The organism is Elusimicrobia bacterium HGW-Elusimicrobia-1 (assembly GCA_002841695.1).
Taxonomy (GTDB): Bacteria; Elusimicrobiota; Endomicrobiia; order PHAN01; family PHAN01; genus PHAN01.
In genome coordinates this window covers 1-17,230 of record PHAN01000014.1, presented here as the reverse complement: position 1 = coordinate 17,230, position 17,230 = coordinate 1, and the positions used below count along the sequence as shown (strand labels likewise).

Annotated in this window: 21 protein-coding genes and 1 tRNA gene; 15 read left to right on the top strand and 7 right to left on the bottom strand. The window is 54.4% G+C overall.

The window, feature by feature from the left end; translation table 11 throughout:
- Window positions 1-15 precede the first annotated feature (15 nt).
- The 15 genes from CVU77_07350 to CVU77_07280 all read left to right on the top strand — a co-directional run bounded on the left by CVU77_07350 (window position 16) and on the right by CVU77_07280 (window position 14,667).
- A complete protein-coding gene (locus tag CVU77_07350; GenBank protein ID PKN00999.1) occupies window positions 16-486 on the top strand; it encodes a 6,7-dimethyl-8-ribityllumazine synthase in 471 nt (156 codons plus the stop codon).
- Window positions 487-559: 73 nt separating this feature from the next.
- On the top strand, window positions 560-991 hold the full coding sequence (gene nusB / locus CVU77_07345) for a transcription antitermination factor NusB (GenBank protein PKN00998.1): 432 nt from the start codon (window positions 560-562) through the stop codon (window positions 989-991).
- A complete protein-coding gene (locus CVU77_07340) occupies window positions 988-3,003 on the top strand; it encodes a DNA ligase (NAD(+)) LigA (GenBank protein PKN00997.1) in 2,016 nt (671 codons plus the stop codon). The genes nusB and CVU77_07340 overlap by 4 nt, the downstream gene beginning before the upstream one ends.
- 40 nt (window positions 3,004-3,043) lie before the next feature.
- Window positions 3,044-4,090, top strand: coding sequence for a 4Fe-4S ferredoxin (locus CVU77_07335; protein ID PKN00996.1), 1,047 nt, complete (start codon window positions 3,044-3,046; stop codon window positions 4,088-4,090).
- Complete coding sequence (locus CVU77_07330; protein PKN00995.1) at window positions 4,087-4,587, top strand: recombination regulator RecX; 501 nt, start codon at window positions 4,087-4,089, stop codon at window positions 4,585-4,587. The genes CVU77_07335 and CVU77_07330 overlap by 4 nt, the downstream gene beginning before the upstream one ends.
- Complete coding sequence (locus tag CVU77_07325; GenBank protein ID PKN00994.1) at window positions 4,584-6,128, top strand: bifunctional phosphoribosylaminoimidazolecarboxamide formyltransferase/IMP cyclohydrolase PurH; 1,545 nt, start codon at window positions 4,584-4,586, stop codon at window positions 6,126-6,128. The genes CVU77_07330 and CVU77_07325 overlap by 4 nt, the downstream gene beginning before the upstream one ends.
- Window positions 6,129-6,270: 142 nt before the next feature.
- Window positions 6,271-6,675 carry a hypothetical protein gene (locus CVU77_07320; protein PKN00993.1) on the top strand — a complete coding sequence of 135 codons (405 nt, stop codon included), beginning with the start codon at window positions 6,271-6,273 and terminating at the stop codon, window positions 6,673-6,675.
- Window positions 6,641-9,256: an alanine--tRNA ligase gene (locus tag CVU77_07315; GenBank protein ID PKN00992.1), complete on the top strand. Its 2,616-nt coding sequence runs from the start codon at window positions 6,641-6,643 to the stop codon at window positions 9,254-9,256. Before CVU77_07320 ends, CVU77_07315 begins: the two co-directional genes overlap by 35 nt.
- Before the next feature lie 6 nt (window positions 9,257-9,262).
- Window positions 9,263-10,975 (top strand): DNA repair protein RecN, encoded by a 1,713-nt coding sequence (recN, locus tag CVU77_07310; protein PKN00991.1) that lies wholly within the window; start codon window positions 9,263-9,265, stop codon window positions 10,973-10,975.
- 68 nt (window positions 10,976-11,043) lie between these two features.
- Window positions 11,044-11,268, top strand: a complete 225-nt coding sequence (locus CVU77_07305) for a hypothetical protein (protein ID PKN00990.1) — start codon at window positions 11,044-11,046, stop codon at window positions 11,266-11,268.
- A 25-nt stretch (window positions 11,269-11,293) separates the two neighbouring features.
- Window positions 11,294-12,364 carry a 3-methyl-2-oxobutanoate dehydrogenase subunit VorB gene (locus CVU77_07300; protein ID PKN00989.1) on the top strand — a complete coding sequence of 357 codons (1,071 nt, stop codon included), beginning with the start codon at window positions 11,294-11,296 and terminating at the stop codon, window positions 12,362-12,364.
- Window positions 12,361-13,092 (top strand): 2-oxoglutarate oxidoreductase, encoded by a 732-nt coding sequence (locus tag CVU77_07295; protein ID PKN00988.1) that lies wholly within the window; start codon window positions 12,361-12,363, stop codon window positions 13,090-13,092. Before CVU77_07300 ends, CVU77_07295 begins: the two co-directional genes overlap by 4 nt.
- Window positions 13,092-13,625 carry a 2-oxoacid:ferredoxin oxidoreductase subunit gamma gene (locus CVU77_07290; protein ID PKN00987.1) on the top strand — a complete coding sequence of 178 codons (534 nt, stop codon included), beginning with the start codon at window positions 13,092-13,094 and terminating at the stop codon, window positions 13,623-13,625. The genes CVU77_07295 and CVU77_07290 overlap by 1 nt, the downstream gene beginning before the upstream one ends.
- A gap of 135 nt (window positions 13,626-13,760) precedes the next feature.
- A complete protein-coding gene (locus CVU77_07285) occupies window positions 13,761-14,216 on the top strand; it encodes a GNAT family N-acetyltransferase (protein ID PKN00986.1) in 456 nt (151 codons plus the stop codon).
- Window positions 14,217-14,259: 43 nt separating this feature from the next.
- On the top strand, window positions 14,260-14,667 hold the full coding sequence (locus tag CVU77_07280; protein PKN00985.1) for a hypothetical protein: 408 nt from the start codon (window positions 14,260-14,262) through the stop codon (window positions 14,665-14,667).
- 214 nt (window positions 14,668-14,881) lie between these two features.
- On the opposite strand, the gene CVU77_07275 is transcribed toward CVU77_07280, so the two are convergent.
- From CVU77_07275 to CVU77_07245, 7 genes are all read right to left on the bottom strand, one after another.
- A complete protein-coding gene (locus tag CVU77_07275) occupies window positions 14,882-15,562 on the bottom strand; it encodes a 50S ribosomal protein L1 (GenBank protein PKN00984.1) in 681 nt (226 codons plus the stop codon).
- 65 nt (window positions 15,563-15,627) lie between these two features.
- A complete protein-coding gene (gene rplK / locus CVU77_07270) occupies window positions 15,628-16,065 on the bottom strand; it encodes a 50S ribosomal protein L11 (GenBank protein ID PKN00983.1) in 438 nt (145 codons plus the stop codon).
- A 59-nt stretch (window positions 16,066-16,124) separates the two neighbouring features.
- Complete coding sequence (nusG, locus tag CVU77_07265) at window positions 16,125-16,655, bottom strand: transcription termination/antitermination factor NusG (GenBank protein PKN00982.1); 531 nt, start codon at window positions 16,653-16,655, stop codon at window positions 16,125-16,127.
- Between the two features lie 29 nt (window positions 16,656-16,684).
- The gene (gene secE / locus CVU77_07260) at window positions 16,685-16,882 is read right to left on the bottom strand and encodes a preprotein translocase subunit SecE (GenBank protein ID PKN00981.1); all 198 of its coding nucleotides are present in this window, start codon (window positions 16,880-16,882) and stop codon (window positions 16,685-16,687) included.
- A gap of 12 nt (window positions 16,883-16,894) precedes the next feature.
- Window positions 16,895-16,966 (bottom strand) — tRNA-Trp (locus CVU77_07255).
- Between the two features lie 9 nt (window positions 16,967-16,975).
- Entirely contained in the window at window positions 16,976-17,134 is a 159-nt protein-coding gene (rpmG, locus tag CVU77_07250; GenBank protein PKN00980.1) for a 50S ribosomal protein L33, read from the bottom strand.
- 18 nt (window positions 17,135-17,152) lie between these two features.
- A partial coding sequence (locus CVU77_07245) for a hypothetical protein (GenBank protein ID PKN00979.1) occupies window positions 17,153-17,230 on the bottom strand: 78 nt, incomplete at its 5' end.

The following is a 17,230-nucleotide window of genomic DNA, read 5'->3' as shown; positions in this document are numbered from 1 at the left end:
AAAACAGGAGGAGTTATGACAACGGTTCATCAGGGAAATTTGACGGCGAGAAATAAAAAATTCGCCGTGGTGGCGTCAAGGTTCAACGATTTCATAACGGCGCGTCTCGTCGAGGGCGCTCTCGACACTCTCATAAGACACGAAGCCGACGAGAAAAACATCGAGGTATGGAAAGTCCCCGGATCTTTTGAAATACCCGCGCTGGCAAAAAGAATAGCGGCCTCCAAAAAGTTCGACGCGGTCATCTGTCTGGGATGTGTTATCAGAGGCGATACGCCGCATTTTGACTACGTTGCCGCCGAAGCCGCCAAGGGCATAGCCCAGGTTTCTATGTCCGCCGACGTTCCCGTTATCTTCGGAGTCATAACGGCCGACAATCTTGAACAGGCCGTGGAGCGCGCCGGAGCCAAAGCGGGCAACAAAGGCAAAGACGCGGCGGAAACCGCCATTGAGATGGCGAACCTTTATGCCAATTTGGTAAAATAGATGTGTATGCTTCCCGACCCGTTTCACGACGGACGGGGCCCGGGGGCAACGCTTTTTTTTCGGACACTAAAATATGTCGAGACGCCAAGCGCGCGAGGATGCGCTCAAACTACTCTATCTGCGAGACCTCTGCGGCGCCGACGCCGCGGCGGCGGAGGCCGTTATATACGGTTCATTGACTTCGCCGTCGACGGGTGTGATGGAGTTTTCGCGCGCGCTTTTCAACGGCGTGGCGGTTCATCAGACCGAGATCGACGAGCGCATAGAAAAGTATTCCGCCAATTGGGCGCTCGACAGGATGAATATCGTCGATAAAACTATTCTGAGGGTCGCCGTCTACGAGTTGCTGGGAATGGACGGCACGCCGCCCAAGGTCGTCATAAACGAGGCCGTGGAATTGGCAAAAACGTATTCCGGAGACAAGGCCAAAATATTCATAAACGGCGTTCTGGACAAGATAAAAGATTCTCCCGCTTTTCCGTCGCCCGACGGCAAAAAGAGATGAAACCCGCCTCCCCGATTGAAAAAAGAATAAATTATCTGCGCGATGAAATAAGGCGTCACGACCGTCTTTATTACGTGGACAGCCGTCCGGAAATATCCGACTCGGAATATGACCGGCTTTTCAGGGAACTCGAAACCCTGGAGAGGGAGAATCAGGGTTTTGCTTCCGGCGATTCGCCCACCCGCCGGGTTGCCGGCGGCCTTTCGGAAGGTTTAGGGAAAGTCAGTCACTCCGTACCGATGCTTTCTCTGGCAAATACGTACAGCGCCGACGAAGTCGAAGAATGGATTGCCCGCGTGGAGCGTCTGACAGGCGGTGAAAAAAAAGATTTTGTCGTCGAGCCCAAAATAGACGGAGTAAGCTGCGCGCTGATTTACGAGCGAGGTTCTTTGGCGCGCGCCGCGACCCGCGGCGACGGCGAAACCGGAGAGGACGTTACGCCGAATGTCAAAACCGTGCGTTCCGTTCCGCTTGCCGTGGAAAATTCCGCTTTGCTGCCCGCTCGTCTGGAAGTGCGCGGCGAGATTTATATAGACAAAGAGGATTTCGCGCGGCTCAATGACGCCCTTGCCGCCGAGGGCAAGGAGATGCCTTTTGCGAATCCCCGCAACGCGGCATCCGGCTCTCTGCGTCAGAAAGACCCGTCGGTAACCGCCCGGCGGAGATTGAAGTTTCTGGCGCATTCCGCGGGAGAAGGTTCCGAAGCATTTGCGTCGCATTCCAGGTTTCTTGCGTCGGTGGCGGCCGCCGGAATACCTTCGGTGAAGGCGCGGATTATTTCTACGGCCGACGGCGTAATGCGCTACATCCGCGATGCCGAATCCAACCGGGACGCTTATCCCTTTGAAATTGACGGTATGGTTGTGAAGCTTGATTCAGTGCAGCAGCGGTCGCGCCTCGGCTCGACGGCCCGTCAGCCGCGGTGGGCCATAGCGTACAAGTTTGCCGCCCGCAGGGCGGTTTCAAAAATCAACAAAATCGTTTTTCAGGTCGGACGTACGGGGGTAGTCACGCCCGTAGCCGAAATAGAACCCGTCGCCGTCGGCGGCGTGGTGATTTCGCGCGCCACTCTGCATAATTTCGACGAAGTCAAACGCCTCGGCGTGTCCGAGGGCGACACGGTCTCCGTCGAGCGAGCGGGCGATGTGATACCCAAGATTATCAAGGTGGAGCAAAAAGCGCCGTCGGCGGTGGAGGTCGTTCCGCCGGTAAAATGCCCCGCCTGCGGTTCGGACGTGGTGCGCGAAGAAAACGAGGTCGCCTACCGCTGCGTAAATCCTTCGTGTCCGCAGCAGCTTGAACGTTCGCTGGCTCATTTCGCGTCGCGCGACGCGATGAATATCGAGGGGATGGGCGAGGCGGTTGTCGCGCAGCTCGTCGCAAAAAAGCTGGTGTCCGACTATTCCGATATTTTCGGGCTTAAAGAAGATGATCTTCTGGGACTGGAGCTTTTCAAAGAAAAAAGGGCGCAAAATCTTCTGGCGGCCGTGGAGCAGTCAAAATCGCGTCCGCTTTCAAAACTGACGTACGCTCTCGGCATAAGAAACGTCGGGGAAAAAACGGCAAGAGTTCTGGCGGACAACTTCAGGGATTTGAACCGCCTGTCGTCGGCCTCGAAAGACGAACTCTCGTCGATACGCGAGATAGGGCCGGCCATAGCGGAATCCGTCGTCAATTTCTTTTCGCAGTCGCAGACGCGGTCGCTGCTTGCAAAACTCAAAAAGGCGGGTGTAAACACCGTCGAGCCGCAAAATGAGCGCGTTTCGGACATTTTCGCCGGCAAGACCGTGGTGTTCACGGGCGAATTGGATGGTTTTACCCGCGCCGAGGCGGAAGCGGAAGTAAGAAAGAGGGGCGGCGAACCGTCGTCGGCCGTAAGCAAAAAAACCGGCATGGTGGTGACCGGCGCAAATCCGGGTTCAAAATACGCCAAAGCCCTGAAGCTCGGCGTAAAAGTCGTTGACGGAAGTGAATTCGCCGAGATGCTATCGGAAGAGTTTAGAAAAAGATAAAATATGAGCGTGACCGTCGCGGGGATGATACCGTAAAATTATGAGCAAAGTGTTCTGGAGCGGGGAAATATCCCAACACTCTCTCGGGCGGCTGCTCGACGCGGCGGGTCTTTCTTCCGTCGTGTCCGAAAATCATCTGACCGCTGTTAAAATACATTTCGGCGAAGAAGGAAATCTCGGCTACGTGCGGCCTAAGTACGCGCGTACGGTGTCGCAGAGAATTAAGGCGCTGGGCGCAAAACCTTTTCTGACCGACGCCAATACCATTTACGTCGGCGCCCGGGCGAACGCCGTCGATCACGCGCTTGTGGCTCTGAAACACGGTTTTACCGTTGAAGAAGCGGGCGCGCCGGTACTAATCGCCGACGGACTTCGCGGCAACGCCGGCGTCGACGTTAAAGTCGATCTTAAACATTTCAAGACCGTATCTGTGGCCAATGCGGTATATTACGCGGATTCGCTGGTTTTTATTTCCCATTTCAAGGGGCACGAAATTTCCGGTTTCGGCGGAGCCCTTAAAAATGCCGGAATGGGATGCGCCACCCGCGAGGGGAAATACAAGCAGCACAATTCCGTGGTGCCCAAGGTCGCGCGCGAAGCGTGCACTTCCTGCGGAGCGTGTCTGTCGTGGTGTCCTTCGTCCGCGCTTAAAATCGACGGGAGCGACGGCTTTATAACTCTGGATCCGGCAAAATGCGTCGGTTGCGGCGAATGTATTCTCTCGTGTCCGTCGGAAGTTTTCAGTATTCCGTGGAGCGACGCGGCTTCGGACGTGCAGGAAAAAATGATGGAGTACGCCTTCGGGGCCGTTCGCGGCAAAAAATGTATTTACATCAATTTTGTCAACTACGTCACCAAATTCTGCGATTGCTATGCCACCAAGGATAAGCCGTTTTTCGACGAGATAGGCCTTGCCGTCTCCACCGATCCAGTGGCCGTGGATGTTGCCTGCGCCGAAGCCGTCAACAAAGAGTTCGGCGGAGATTTTTTCAGACATATTTTTCCGTCCATAGATTACACGGTGCAGCTCGACTATGCCGAGCGCATAGGTCTTGGGACGAGAAGGTACGAACTTATCAACGTATGAATCGCCGCCCGACGCAGACAAAACCTCGTATGGCGGCATTCGACTACGCGCTGAATTTGCTGGCCATGCGCGACCGCACGCGAAAGGACATCGCGGCGCGGCTTCAAAAGAAAAAATATTCTTCCGACGAGATCGCCGCCGCGCTGGACAAACTCGCGGAATACGGATACGTGAACGACGGAAAGTTTGCGCGTTCTTATGCGGCAAGCCGTCTGGCGTCGGGGCGCGCTGCCCGCCTGATACGTCTGGAACTTATCAGAAAAGGCGTGGAGCGGGATCTTGCCGCCGAAGTGGCCGGCGAAATTAAGCAATCGCCTTCGGATGAAGTAAAAGCGGCTCTGGCGCTTGTCGGACGCAAATTGCCGAAAAATATTTCCCGCGACAAAGCCGCGGCGCGTATCGCGGGGCTGCTTTCGCGGCGCGGATTTTCGTGGGACGCGGTGTCGGCGGTTCTTAAAGCCGTGTTGCGCGTTTCTCCGGAGGAAACAATCGAATGATGAAAACAAAAAAAACAGCCATCTTGAGTGTCAGCGATAAAACGGGTCTGGCGGATTTTGCGCGCGGACTTATCAAGGCGGGTTACGAAATTATAGCGACTTCGGGCACGGCCGGTTTTTTGTCGAAGATGGGCGTTAAAGTCCGCGACGTATCGGACTTAACGGGCATTCCGGAGATGCTCGACGGCAGAGTAAAGACGCTTCATCCGTCTGTTTTCGGCGGAGTGCTTGCTTCCGGCAAGAAGCACTTTGCGGAAATTAAAAAGGCCGGTATAGCGCCCGTCGACCTGGTCGCGGTCAATTTTTATCCGTTCGAGGAAAAGGCCGCCCGCGTCGCCAAAAAAGACGGAGACGTTGCCGGGCATATAGACGTAGGCGGTGTTGCGATGCTGCGAGCCGCCGCAAAAAATTATGCGAGGGTAATCGCCGTTTCGTCGAGCGAGGATTATCACGATGTTCTGACCGCTTTGTCCTCCGGCGGCAATAACGAAAATTTCAGAAAGCGTCTGGCTTCAAGAGCATTCGCCGCCTCGGCCTATTACGATTCCGTAATATCATCCCGTCTGTCCGTCGATAGCGACGGGGCGGGAGTCCTTGTCCGCTCCAAAATCGCGCTGCCCCTTAAATTCGTCGGCGCGCTGCGCTACGGGGAAAATCCGCATCAGCCCGCGGTTTTCTATCTGTGCCCCGCTATGGGCGGGATGCCGCTGCCTGAGCGTCTCGGCGGCAAGGAGATTTCCTTTAATAATCTTCTGGACGCCGCCGCGGGGCTCGCCGTCGCGGGGGATTTGGCCGGGCACTCGGCGTGCGTCGTCATTAAACATACAAATCCCTGCGGCGCCGCCGTCGCGCGGCGAGCCGTCGACGCTTACATAAATGCTTTCGCCACCGACCCTGTTTCTTCTTTCGGCGGTTCGGTGGTTTTTAATTGCGGGGTAGACGAGGCCGCCGCCTCTGAAATTGTAAAAGTATTTACAGATTCCGTCGTAGCGCCGTCGTTTACGGCGTCCGCTTTGACGATGCTGAAAAAGAAAAAAAATCTTTTGATATTAAAGTCGAAACCCGCGGCCGCCGGCGCGAAGTTTGAATTCAGAAGTATTTTCGGCGGGGCGCTTGTGCAGAAACCCGACATCGTCCGCGGCGGCGCTTTCAGAGTCGTTACCAAAAAACGTCCGTCCGTCGACGAGAAAAAATCGCTTTTGTTCGCGGAGGCAGTCGCCAAATATTCCAAGTCGAACGCCGTGGTTTTGGCGTCGGGTTCCGTGACGCTGGGCGTGGGGTCCGGATGCGTTTCGCGCATAGACGCTTTCAGGGCCGCTCTGGCCAAGATGCGCGCGCGACCGTCTATGCCCGACGGAAAAATCGTTCTGGCCTCCGACGCGTTTTTGCCGTTTGACGACATCGCGCGCGAAGCCGCCGCCGTCGGCGTGAGCTCGATAATTCAGCCCGGCGGATCCATCCGCGACGCCGATTCCGTCCGCGCCTGCGACGAGGCCGGCATATCCATGGTCTTTACGGGCGTAAGGCATTTCAAACATTAGCCGTTATTGTGAGGAGCGGGATTCTTTGCCTGTCATTGCGAGCGTAGCGAAGCAATCTCGCTTATTGTGAGATTGACACGGTCATCAAGTAGGGGCGTATAATTATACGCCCCTACAACTCCTCGCAATGACATTTTAACCAATGTCCAAAAACTTCGACCGTCTCCGCGCGGTCTTCCAAAAGTTGAATTCTCCGACGGGCTGCGCCTGGGACAGGAAGCAGACGCACCGTTCGCTCCTGAAATATCTCAGAGAGGAGACGGCGGAATTCGCTTCGGCGGTCGGGTCCGGAAATCCGTCGAAAATGGCCGATGAACTCGGCGACGTATTGCTGCAGGTAATGTTCCACGCGCAGATAGCCGAAAAGAGTTCCGAGTTCACCATCGACGATGTGATAAAAGGCCTCATCGCAAAATTGAAGCGGAGACATCCTCACGTATTCGCCCGCCGCAAGGTCGGCTCGGTGAGAGAAATTATCGCCAACTGGAACGAAATAAAAAGGAAAGAAAAAAATGAAATCGTCCGACGTAAGAAAAAAGTTTATTGATTTTTTCGCATCGCGCGGCCATATCGTAAAACCTTCCGACGCCCTTATACCGTCGAGCGACCCGACTATGCTGTTCACATCAGCGGGGATGGTGCCGTTTAAGGATTATTTCGCAGGGAAGCGCAAGGATTTAAAGCGGGCGGTGTCGAGCCAGAAATGTTTCAGGACTACCGATATCGACCGCATCGGAAAAACGCCGAGGCATCTGAGTTTTTTTGAAATGCTCGGGAATTTCGGTTTCGGGGATTATTTCAAAAAAGAGGCGATAGCGTGGAGCTGGGAGTTTCTCGTCGGAGAAATGCGTCTGAGCGAATCGCGGCTATACGTCACTGTTTACAAGGACGACACCGAAGCGCTTGAAATCTGGAAAAAGATAATTGATCCGTCCAGAATATACAAGCTCGGAGATGAAACGAATTTCTGGAATATGGGTCCGACAGGGCCTTGCGGGCCGTGCTCCGAGATAATCTACGATTTGGGCGAGTCGCACGGCTGCGGAAAAAAGGGCTGCGACCCCGGGTGCGATTGCGCGCGGTGGCTTGAGGTCTGGAATCTTGTATTTACTCAATTCAACCGTTCGTCCGACGGAAAACTCTCTCCTTTGCCTCAAAAAAATATAGATACGGGAATGGGTTTGGAGCGCCTGGCGATGGTGGTTTCCGGCTCCGACGACGTGTTCGGCACGGATTTGTTTTTGCCGCTGATGGCTAAGGCGGCTTCGCTGACGGGCGTTCCGCTCGACAAGAATTCCGTCGCGCTCAGAACAATCGCCGACCATGCGCGCTCATCGCTTTTTCTTATGGCCGACGGCATTTCTCCGTCGAACGACGGCCGCGGTTATGTTTTAAGAAGGATAATACGCCGGGCGCAAAGAGCGGGCAAGTCGCTCGGATGCGACAAGCCGTTTCTCTATGAAATCATTCCGGCGGTTTGCGAAATTATGTCGTCCGCCTATCCCGAGACGGCCGCGCAGCTTGAAAACGTGTCGGCGCTTCTGAAAAAAGAGGAAGAAAAATTTCTGGAGACGCTCGATTCGGGCTTGGCAATTCTTGAAGAGATGCTTAAAAACGCGAAGCACAAAAAATTATCGGGCAAGGACGCTTTCAATTTGTACGAAACTTACGGGTTCCCGTACGATATGACCAGAGACATCTGCGCCGAGCGCGGCATAGCCGTGGATGACGGCGAATTCGCCGAGGCCGAGGACGCGGCAAAGAAAATAGCCAGAGCGTCGTGGAAAGGCGTAGACGCGGTAAAGACAACGGTTTATGAGGAGATTAAGACGCGCATCGGCGCTACGGTTTTTACGGGTTACGACGGACTATCGCGCGAGACGGCGGTTGCCGCGCTTTTGTCGACCGCGGGGCCGTCCGATAAGATTTCGGCGGGAGACGCCGGCGAGGTATTCCTAAAAGAAACGCCTTTTTACGCCGAGTCGGGCGGTCAGTCGGGCGATTCCGGACGTTTGATTTGGTCCGGCGGCGAAGCCGTGGTGGCGGATGTCCGCAAGGCCGTAGACGGTCTTTCGGCTCACGGCATAAAAGTTACAAAGGGAGAACTTTCCGTCGGGCAAAAGGTGCGGGCCGAGGTGGATCCTGTCCGCAGAAAAGATATAGCGCGACATCACACCGCGACGCATTTGCTCCACAAGGCGTTGCGCGAGACGCTTGGCAGGGGAGCTGTGCAGTCGGGTTCGCTGGTCGCTCCGGATTATCTGCGGTTCGACTTCGCGCATTCCGCGGCGCCCGCCAAAGAACAACTTGACGAGATAGAGCGAAAAGTCAACGAAGCCGTCCGCGCCGATTTCGTCGTGCGTACCACCGTCGACGATCTGGATGCGGCAAGAAAAAAAGGGGCTATGGCGCTTTTCGGCGAGAAGTATGGCAATAAAGTCAGGATGGTGGAGGTCGGCGCCGAACATTCGCTTGAACTTTGCGGCGGAACTCACGTAGGTTCGACGGGGGAAATCGGATTTTTTAAGATAATTTCGGAGTCGTCCGTCGGCAGCGGTCTGCGAAGGATAACCGCTGTCTGCGGAAAGTACGCCGAGGATTACGTGCGCGACTCTCAGAAATTGCTGGATGAAATAGCCGGTATATTGAAGGCCTCCCGCGCCGATGTCGCTTTGCGCGCGGCTAAGCTCTTCGAGCACGCCAGGGAACTCGAAAAACGTCTGTCGGGCGAGGCGGCGGGAGCCGTCGCCGCGGAAATAGCCGCGGCCGCTTCGCGCGCGAAGGCCTTCGGCGGAGTTAGGTTGGCTTTCTGCGTTCTTGAAGACCGCGACGCCGCAGCGGCCGGGCCGGCCGCCGCCGAGCTTTTGAAAGCGCTCGGCGGCGAGGGCGTGGCCCTCGCCGCGGCCGCGCGAGGCGAATCCTTCGCCTACGCCGTGGCGGTGTCTCCTTCGGCGGCCGACGACCCGCGCATGGCGGCGACAGCCGTCGCCAAAAGATTCGCCTCGGCGGCCTCGGCGGCCGGCGGCGGAGGCAAGCCGACCTTCGCGCGCGGAGGCGGCAAAAACGTCGCGGGAATCAAAAAAGGCATAGCTTCCGTCGAAGAATACCTCGCGGAAATCACGAAATAATCTCCAATGATAACGACCCTTGCCGTAAAAAACTATGTTCTGATCGACGAACTCACCATAGAGTTCTCCGACGGCCTCAACGTATTCACCGGCGAAACCGGCGCGGGGAAATCCATAATTGTCGACGCCGCGGGATTTCTCGTCGGCGAAAAAATGCCGTCTTCGATCGTCCGCGACGGCGCGCAATCCTGCACGATAACCGGAATTTTCACCCTGCCGTCGGCTTCCGACGCGGTGCGGTTGCTTTTGGAGCGAGGGTATACGCACGAAACGAATTCTTCCGACGAAGAGGTCGTTGTCCGACGGGAGTTGGATTCGTCGGGACGCACCAGATGCTATATCAACGATAAACCCTCGACCGTGGCTTTTCTTAAAGAACTGGGCGGACGTCTCATAGACATTCACGGCCAGCACGAGCACCAGATGCTGCTTGACCCCGCCTTCCAGAGAGAATTTCTCGACGGTTACGCCTCCGCCGGTCGCGAACTCAAATCCTACCGCGCGGCGCATTCGCGCGTGGCCGACATTACATCGCGTCTGGCGTCGCTGGATCTGGACATCAAGGAAAAAGCCCGCCTCATCGATTTATACGAGTATCAGATAAAAGATATCGATTCGGCGAATCTTGCCGCCGGCGACGAAGAACGCATAGCCGAAATACTGCCGCAAATGAAAAACGCGGGACGTCTCAAAGAGGCCGCCGCGACAATAAAAGGAATCATAGATTCCGACGAAGGTTCCATATCGTCGTCACTGGCGCGTTTATCGCGCGAATTGACCAAATCCGCCGAACTTGGCGCGCCTTTCGCATCCGACCTTACAGCTCTTGATACTATGTCAGCGGCGCTGGCCGGAATAAACGAAAGTGTAACCGATTTTCTCGACAGAGCGGCCTCTTTCGACGAGAGTAAAGTCGACGAACTGATATCCAAGCTTGATAAAATAGACCGCCTCAAAAAAAAATACGGAGCGACCATAGAAGAAATACTCGCATTCCGGCGTGTCGCGTCGGAACGTCTTGACGCTCTCAAAACCGGCGAAGAGACAAAGACGGACCTCGAAAACGAACTTGCAGCGGAAACAAACAAAATCAAAACCGCCGCCTCCGCGCTCTCCAAAAGACGAAAGTCCGCCGCCGGACAACTGGTCGGGAAAGTATCCTCGGAGCTAAATGACCTCGGACTCGTGAAGGCCGAATTCTCGATTCTTGTGGAGCGCGACGAAATTTCTCCCGCTCAATGGACGTCTTACGGAGCCGATAGAATCGAGTTTATGTTTTCCGCCAATTCCGGCGAAAGATTGCGTCCGCTCAAAGACATAATCTCCGGCGGAGAGATGTCGCGTTTTATGCTGGCGCTCAAGACCGTGGGCGCCGGCTCGTCGGGATTTTCGCCCATAATGATTTTTGACGAGATAGACGCCGGACTCAGCGGCCCCTCAGGACAGATAGTGGGCGCCAAACTGCGGTCGCTGTCGCTGTCCGGCCAGACGATAGCCATTACACATCTTGCCCAGATAGCCGCTTTTGCGGCAAGGCACTTTTTCGTAGAAAAATACGAATCCGCCGGACGCACCGTTACGCGCGTCCGACGGCTTTCCGTCGAAGAAATACGTCCGGAGATAGCCCGAATGCTTTCCGGACGGAAAGTGACCGATACCGCCCTTCGCCACGCCGATGAACTTATCCGTCAGGCAAAATCGGTTGCGCCGCCGAAATAGCTCCCGATCCGCCGACCGGTCTTTATTGATTTCCCAGGGAAAAAAGAGATACAATAAAACATCCGTCTATGAATTCGCCCGCCGATAAAGTTACCATAGAAAAAAAGCGTTGCAAGGGGTGCGAACTTTGCGTTATTTTTTGCCCTCGCAAGCGCATAAGTATGTCCGCCGGGCTTAATGCCTACGGGGTTCGCTACGCCGTATTTACCGACGAAACAGGCGAGGCGGCGTGCAACTCGTGCGGGTTCTGTTATCTGGTTTGTCCGGAGGTGGCCATTGAAATCCGCAAGTAAGACGTCATTGTCTTGCGCGCCTTCGATGCGCGGCGACAAACGCATACTTATGAAGGGCAACATCGCAATTTGCCGGGGCGCTCTGGCCGGAGGTTTGGACGCCTATTACGGATACCCGATTACGCCGCAGAACGAAATCCCGGAATATATGTCCCGCAAACTCCCGGAGCGCGGCAAGGTTTTCATACAGGCCGAATCGGAACTTGCCTCAATCAATATGGTGCTGGGTTCGGCCGTAGCGGGCTTTCGCGCTATGACTTCATCGTCTTCTCCGGGTATCTCGCTTATGCAGGAGGGAATATCCTATCTTGCGGGTTGCGAATTGCCCTGTCTCATCGTAAACGTTCAGCGCGGCGGTCCCGGTCTGGGGAATATCGCGGGTTCGCAGTCGGACTATTTTCAAGCCGTCAAAGGCGGCGGCCACGGCGATTACCGTCTTATAGTTTATTCTCCGTCGGGTGTTCAGGAAATGTACGAGATTGCCCGTTCGGCCTTTGTCGTCGCCGAAAAATACCGCAATCCCGTAATGATACTGACCGACGGCTTTTCCGGCCAGATGATGGAACCCGTTTTGCTGCCGCCCGATACATCCCCGCCCCCCCGCGCGACCGCTTCGTGGGCGCTTGACGGATGCCGCGGACGAGCGCCGCGTCTGACCCGCTCGCTTCTTATGGCCGACGGGGCTCTCGAAAAACATAATCTTAAGCTGCGCGACAAATACGAAACCGTCAAAAAAAACGAGACCCGCTGCGAGACATATCTGACCGACGACGCCGAAGTAATAATCGTCGCGGCCGGAATCGCCGCCCGTATCGCCCGCGCCGTGGTGAATTCGGCGCGCTCCGGCGGCTCAAAAGTCGGCCTCATCCGCCCCGTCACACTGTGGCCGTTTCCGCAGGAAGTCATACGCGCGTCCGCCGCGAACAAGGGCGGGAAACTCAAAGGGTTCCTTACGGTCGAACTGAATATGGGCCAGATGGTCGAAGACGTCCGCCTCGCCGTCGACGGCAAGGCGCCCGTGGAATTCCTGGGACGTCCCGGCGGAGGACTTCCCACAACCGAAGAAATCCTTGCGGCTGTCCGCAAAATTTTATGAAAACGGTATTTTCGCGTCCGCAATCTCTGAGCGAAACGCCGCACCTGTACTGTCCGGGCTGCGGCCACGGGATAATTCACCGCCTGGTCGCCGAGGTCATCGACGAACTCGGCGCAAGAGAAAAAACCATCGGCATTGCGCCGGTTGGCTGCGCCGTGTTCGCGTACGACTATTTCAACTTCGACGTCACCGAAGCGCCGCACGGTCGCCCGCCCGCCGTGGCGACCGGCATAAAAAGAGTGCTGCCCGATCGCGTGGTATTTACGTATCAGGGCGACGGCGATCTGGCCGCCATAGGCACGTCGGAAATAATTCACGCCGCCGCCCGCGGCGAGAAAATAACGGTGATTTTCGTCAACAACGCCACCTACGGAATGACCGGCGGGCAGATGGCTCCAACGACGATGCCCGGCCAGCGCACAACCACGACTCCGGCCGGAAGGTCGCCCGATATTCACGGCAATTCCATCAGAGTTGCGGAGCTTATATCCGTCCTGGAAGGATCCAAATACGTCGAGCGCGTGGCGGTCAACTCTCCCAAAAACATTATCCGCGCGAAAAAGGCGATAAAGACGGCATTTGAAACACAGCTTGCGGGCAAAGGTTTTTCTCTGGTGGAAGTGCTTTCACAGTGTCCCGTGGATTGGAGAATGACACCGTGTGATTCCGTCGGCTGGGTCGAATCCGAAATGATGAAATATTACCCCTTGGGGATAATCAAAAAATAATGGAAACCAAAATAATAATATCCGGAGCCGGAGGCCAGGGCGTGCTTTTTGCCGGAGTTCTTCTGGCGCAGGGCGCTCTTGAAGCCGGTAAACACACCACTTTTTTCCCGTCGTACGGCGCGGAAATCAGAGGAGGCGCGGCGATGTCGAGCGTTATTATTTCCGACGATGACATAGGCGCTCCCGTGGTCGAGAAGCCGGACGCTCTTATAATTTTAAACGAAGTGTCCTTTATGAAATACGGTTCACTATCGAGGCCCGGCTCCATTGCCGTGCTCAACACATCCGTGGTAAAATCGGCATTTCCGGATACCTTCGCCGGCATACCGGCTTCCACTCTGGCCATAGAAAAAATCGGAGACGTCAGAACGGCCAACGCCGTAATGATAGGCCATTATATTAAACTCTCAAAACTTCTTCGGCTCGACGATCTTATCATAGCCGCCGATGCGGTTTCAAAGGGTTCCGCTGCCGCCGCGCTCAACAAAAAAGCCCTTGAAATAGGGTATAATTATAATAATTCCCCCTTATAAAAGGGGGATACAGGGGGTTGTGTTTTTACTCGGCAATTTGACAACCCCCCGACCCCCTTTGTTAAGGGGGAAGTTACACAAGAATTGTCAAAAAGATTTTCGACAGAACCATAAAGTTTTCCGGAGAACAATATTATGAAAATCCGCCCCGCAAAAGTCAGCGATGTAAAAGCGATGCAGTCGGCCATTAAATATTTCGCAGACAAGAGAGAAATGCTCCCGCGCTCGCTTAACGACCTCTACGAAAACATATTCGAATTTTTTGTGGCGGAGACGCCCGACGGAAAATTCGCGGGCTGCGCCGCCATTCACGTTTCGTGGGAAGATCTTGCCGAAGTCAAAGGCCTCGCCGTGGCGCCGGACTGTCAGGGAAAGGGTGTGGGCAAGGAATTGGTCGCCGCCTGCGAGGCGAAGGCGAAAGAATCCGGCATAAACAAAATATTCGCGCTGACGTTCAAACCGGAATTTTTTGAAAAAGTCGGGTATAAAAAAATCGAGCGCGATTCGCTGCCGCACAAGGTTTGGGGCGAGTGCGTAAAATGCCCGATGTTCCCCGACTGCGGCGAAGTCGCCGTGTCAAAACAAATATAGCGAGCGTCCGCGGACAAGCGGGCAGGCCTGTGGAGCGGATATTATGGGTGTTAAATCAGCCGTCGCGTTTCTTAAAAAAGCCATCAAGTTAGAGTACAACGACGTATTTTTATACCATAAAGAAAAACAAAATCCGGGATTAAGCGGCAAAGTCAGGGGTATTTTCGAAGCGCTCGGCAATCAGGAGATAACACACCTTGATTTGTTTTCGGTTGAGCTTAAAAAACTTGCCGACGAACCCACAATCGAACTTGCTCCGCCGTCGGGAGCCGGGACGCTAAGAGAGATTCTGCTTTATCATAAGGCCTCCGAAGAAAATACGATAACCTTCTACGAGACGTTCGCCGAAACCCTCGACAACGAGGATTTCGCAAAAAAACTCCATAAAGTAATCGAAGACGAAAAAACCCACCTCCACATACTCGAAAAACTCATCAAGGAAATAAAATAGAAACGGACGCCGCAGGATATCGTAGCCGCGACGTCTTACGGCAACCTTTTGATATTGCGGCTCCGCAAAGCGGGGCGGCTATGAAAGGCATGCCGCTGTTTAGTTAATCGACAGCCGCCGAGGCGATTACGTACCCGGCGGGTTTGAGGGAAATAAAAAAACGGCCATCAGGCCGTTTTTTTATTTTGTAACGATTTCGATTGCGAATTGCGTTTTAGAACTTCTGGGCGGGATCGAGTTTTACGCCGGGGCTCATCGTCGAGGCGATGGTAACGCTTTTTAAGTACACGCCCTTTGCCGTCGACGGCTTTGCGCGCACGATCGCGTCCATCAGCGCCTTAATATTGTCCGCAAGTTTGGCTTCGTCGAAAGATAACTTGCCGACGGCCGCGTGTATTATGCCGTAGGCGTCGTTTTTATACTCGACGCGGCCGGCCTTGAGTTCTTTTACGGTCTTGGCTATATCGAAAGTGACCGTGCCGGTTTTGGGATTCGGCATCAGACCTTTGGGCCCCAGCGTCTTTCCGACCTTGGCCAGATCTTTCATAGCGTCGGGCGTGGCCACCAGCACGTCGAAGTCCATCCAGCCCTTGGCGATTTTTTCTATCAAGTCGTCGGAGCCCGCGGTATCGGCGCCCGCCGCCTCGGCTTCCTTGACCTTTTCGCCTTTGGCGACCACGGCTACCTTGCGCGACTTGCCGAGTCCGTGGGGCATGGCCACCGCGCCTCTTATAATCTGGTCGCCCTGCTTGGGATCAATCCCCAGCCGCACGTGCACCTCGACGGTTTCGTCGAACTTGGCTTTGGGGAACTTTTTTAAAACCGCGATGCCGTCTTCGACTTTGTAAAGATTTTCGCTTGCGACTTTGGACGCTTCTTTCATTCTCTTGGACATATTGTCTCCTTGTGGTGTTAACGGCCCCGCTTCGCGGCGTCGGCCTCCCACCGTCAAATTATTTTTTATCCTTCAACATCCACGCCCATCGAACGGGCTGTTCCGGCCACCATCTGTTTGGCGGCTTCAAGATCTCTGGCGTTTAAGTCGGGCATTTTCTTTTTGGCGATTTCTTCGACCTGTTTGGCCGTAAGTTTGCCGACTTTGTCCTTATTGGGCACGCCCGACGCCTTGGCCAGTCCCACCGCTTTTTTAATGAGCGCTGCGACCGGCGGCATCTTTAATATAAAGGTAAAGGAGCGGTCTTCAAATACCGTTATAACCACGGGTATCGTCATTCCGGCTTCCATCGCCTTGGTTTTTTCGTTGAACTGCTTGCAGAAATCCATTATGTTGACGCCGTGCTGTCCGAGCGCCGGACCTACGGGCGGCGCGGGATTTGCCGCGCCCGCGGGAATCTGCAGTTTTATTTGTGTTTTTACTTTCTTTACTTTGGGTGCCATAATATTCTCCGGTTTGTATCGATTTTAAAAGATATATACGCCCGTGTTCCGGCGTTGAGTTACATTTTTTCGACTTGGGTAAAGTCCAGTTCGACGGGCGTCGGCCGGCCGAAAATCGTTACCATAAGTTTGAGGCGGGCTTTGTCGGGATATATGTCCTGAACAATGCCCATAAGAAGTTTGAACGGACCATCGACGATGCGGAGCGTCTCGTCCCTTTCAAACATCACCACGGGTCTGGGCCTAAGGTTGGGGGCATCGAGAATTTCTTTTATCGCCGCCACTTCTTCTTCTTTTAAGGGAATGGGTTTTTTCCGGTCGCTCAGAAAGCTCTTGACGCCGGATATTTTTCTTACCGCCCAGTACGTGTCCTCGTCGAGATCCATTTTTACCATCACATAGCCGGGAAAGAACTTGCGCTTGTTGACGGTCTTTTTGTTTTTGCTTATTTTGATTACTTCTTCGGTCGGAACAATGACTTCGACGATCTTTTCGGCGTACTCGGGGCTTTTCATAAGGCGTTCAAGTTCCGTTTTTGCCTTATCCTCGAAATTCGTCTGCGTCTGCACTACGTACCAATGTTGCGTCATGTTATCTCCGGGTTTAGTTAGAGGGGGATTTACCTTATTATGAATACTCCGAGTGTTTTCGAAAGCAGAAAATCAACCACGCCTATGTAGAGTGAAGCCACCACGACAATTATTATGATGCCTATCGTCGAAGCGATAACTTCTTTTTTCGAAAGCCAGGAAACTTTCTTGAGTTCCTCGTATGCCTCTATGAAGAACGATTTAAGCGAATGGACAAAACTGTTCATAGTCAATGGATGCGGGAGTGGAAGGACTCGAACCCTCAGTCCCGGTTTTGGAGACCGGTGGTTTACCAGTTAACCGACACTCCCTTTTTGAGTTTATTTAGATTCTTTGTGCAGGGTGTGTTTCCGGCACTTGCGGCAGTATTTTTTTAACTCTATCTTCTTCTCGCGTTTCTTACCTACGGCATTGTGGTAGTTCCTGTCTTTGCAGACGGTGCAGGCGAGGGTTATAATATGACGGGGTCTTTCGGCCATTGGTATTCCTTTTTATCGTTATTCCAGTATTTCGGTAACCACGCCGGCGCCGACAGTGCGGCCGCCTTCGCGGATAGCGAATCTTAAACCCTGTTC

Excerpts from the sequence above, each read along its gene's own strand:
- CVU77_07280 (PKN00985.1), top strand. The coding sequence starts at position 14,260 with ATGGGTGTTAAATCAGCCGTCGCGTTTCTTAAAAAAGCCATCAAGTTA.
- nusG (PKN00982.1), bottom strand. The coding sequence starts at position 16,655 with ATGACGCAACATTGGTACGTAGTGCAGACGCAGACGAATTTCGAGGAT.
- CVU77_07295 (PKN00988.1), top strand. The coding sequence starts at position 12,361 with ATGAAAACGGTATTTTCGCGTCCGCAATCTCTGAGCGAAACGCCGCAC.
- CVU77_07285 (PKN00986.1), top strand. The coding sequence starts at position 13,761 with ATGAAAATCCGCCCCGCAAAAGTCAGCGATGTAAAAGCGATGCAGTCG.
- CVU77_07290 (PKN00987.1), top strand. The coding sequence starts at position 13,092 with ATGGAAACCAAAATAATAATATCCGGAGCCGGAGGCCAGGGCGTGCTT.
- CVU77_07305 (PKN00990.1), top strand. The coding sequence starts at position 11,044 with ATGAATTCGCCCGCCGATAAAGTTACCATAGAAAAAAAGCGTTGCAAG.
- secE (PKN00981.1), bottom strand. The coding sequence starts at position 16,882 with ATGAACAGTTTTGTCCATTCGCTTAAATCGTTCTTCATAGAGGCATAC.
- CVU77_07275 (PKN00984.1), bottom strand. The coding sequence starts at position 15,562 with ATGTCCAAGAGAATGAAAGAAGCGTCCAAAGTCGCAAGCGAAAATCTT.
- rplK (PKN00983.1), bottom strand. The coding sequence starts at position 16,065 with ATGGCACCCAAAGTAAAGAAAGTAAAAACACAAATAAAACTGCAGATT.
- CVU77_07330 (PKN00995.1), top strand. The coding sequence starts at position 4,087 with ATGAATCGCCGCCCGACGCAGACAAAACCTCGTATGGCGGCATTCGAC.
- CVU77_07335 (PKN00996.1), top strand. The coding sequence starts at position 3,044 with ATGAGCAAAGTGTTCTGGAGCGGGGAAATATCCCAACACTCTCTCGGG.
- CVU77_07320 (PKN00993.1), top strand. The coding sequence starts at position 6,271 with ATGTCCAAAAACTTCGACCGTCTCCGCGCGGTCTTCCAAAAGTTGAAT.
- CVU77_07300 (PKN00989.1), top strand. The coding sequence starts at position 11,294 with ATGCGCGGCGACAAACGCATACTTATGAAGGGCAACATCGCAATTTGC.
- CVU77_07325 (PKN00994.1), top strand. The coding sequence starts at position 4,584 with ATGATGAAAACAAAAAAAACAGCCATCTTGAGTGTCAGCGATAAAACG.
- rpmG (PKN00980.1), bottom strand. The coding sequence starts at position 17,134 with ATGGCCGAAAGACCCCGTCATATTATAACCCTCGCCTGCACCGTCTGC.
- recN (PKN00991.1), top strand. The coding sequence starts at position 9,263 with ATGATAACGACCCTTGCCGTAAAAAACTATGTTCTGATCGACGAACTC.
- CVU77_07315 (PKN00992.1), top strand. The coding sequence starts at position 6,641 with ATGAAATCGTCCGACGTAAGAAAAAAGTTTATTGATTTTTTCGCATCG.
- CVU77_07340 (PKN00997.1), top strand. The coding sequence starts at position 988 with ATGAAACCCGCCTCCCCGATTGAAAAAAGAATAAATTATCTGCGCGAT.
- nusB (PKN00998.1), top strand. The coding sequence starts at position 560 with ATGTCGAGACGCCAAGCGCGCGAGGATGCGCTCAAACTACTCTATCTG.
- CVU77_07350 (PKN00999.1), top strand. The coding sequence starts at position 16 with ATGACAACGGTTCATCAGGGAAATTTGACGGCGAGAAATAAAAAATTC.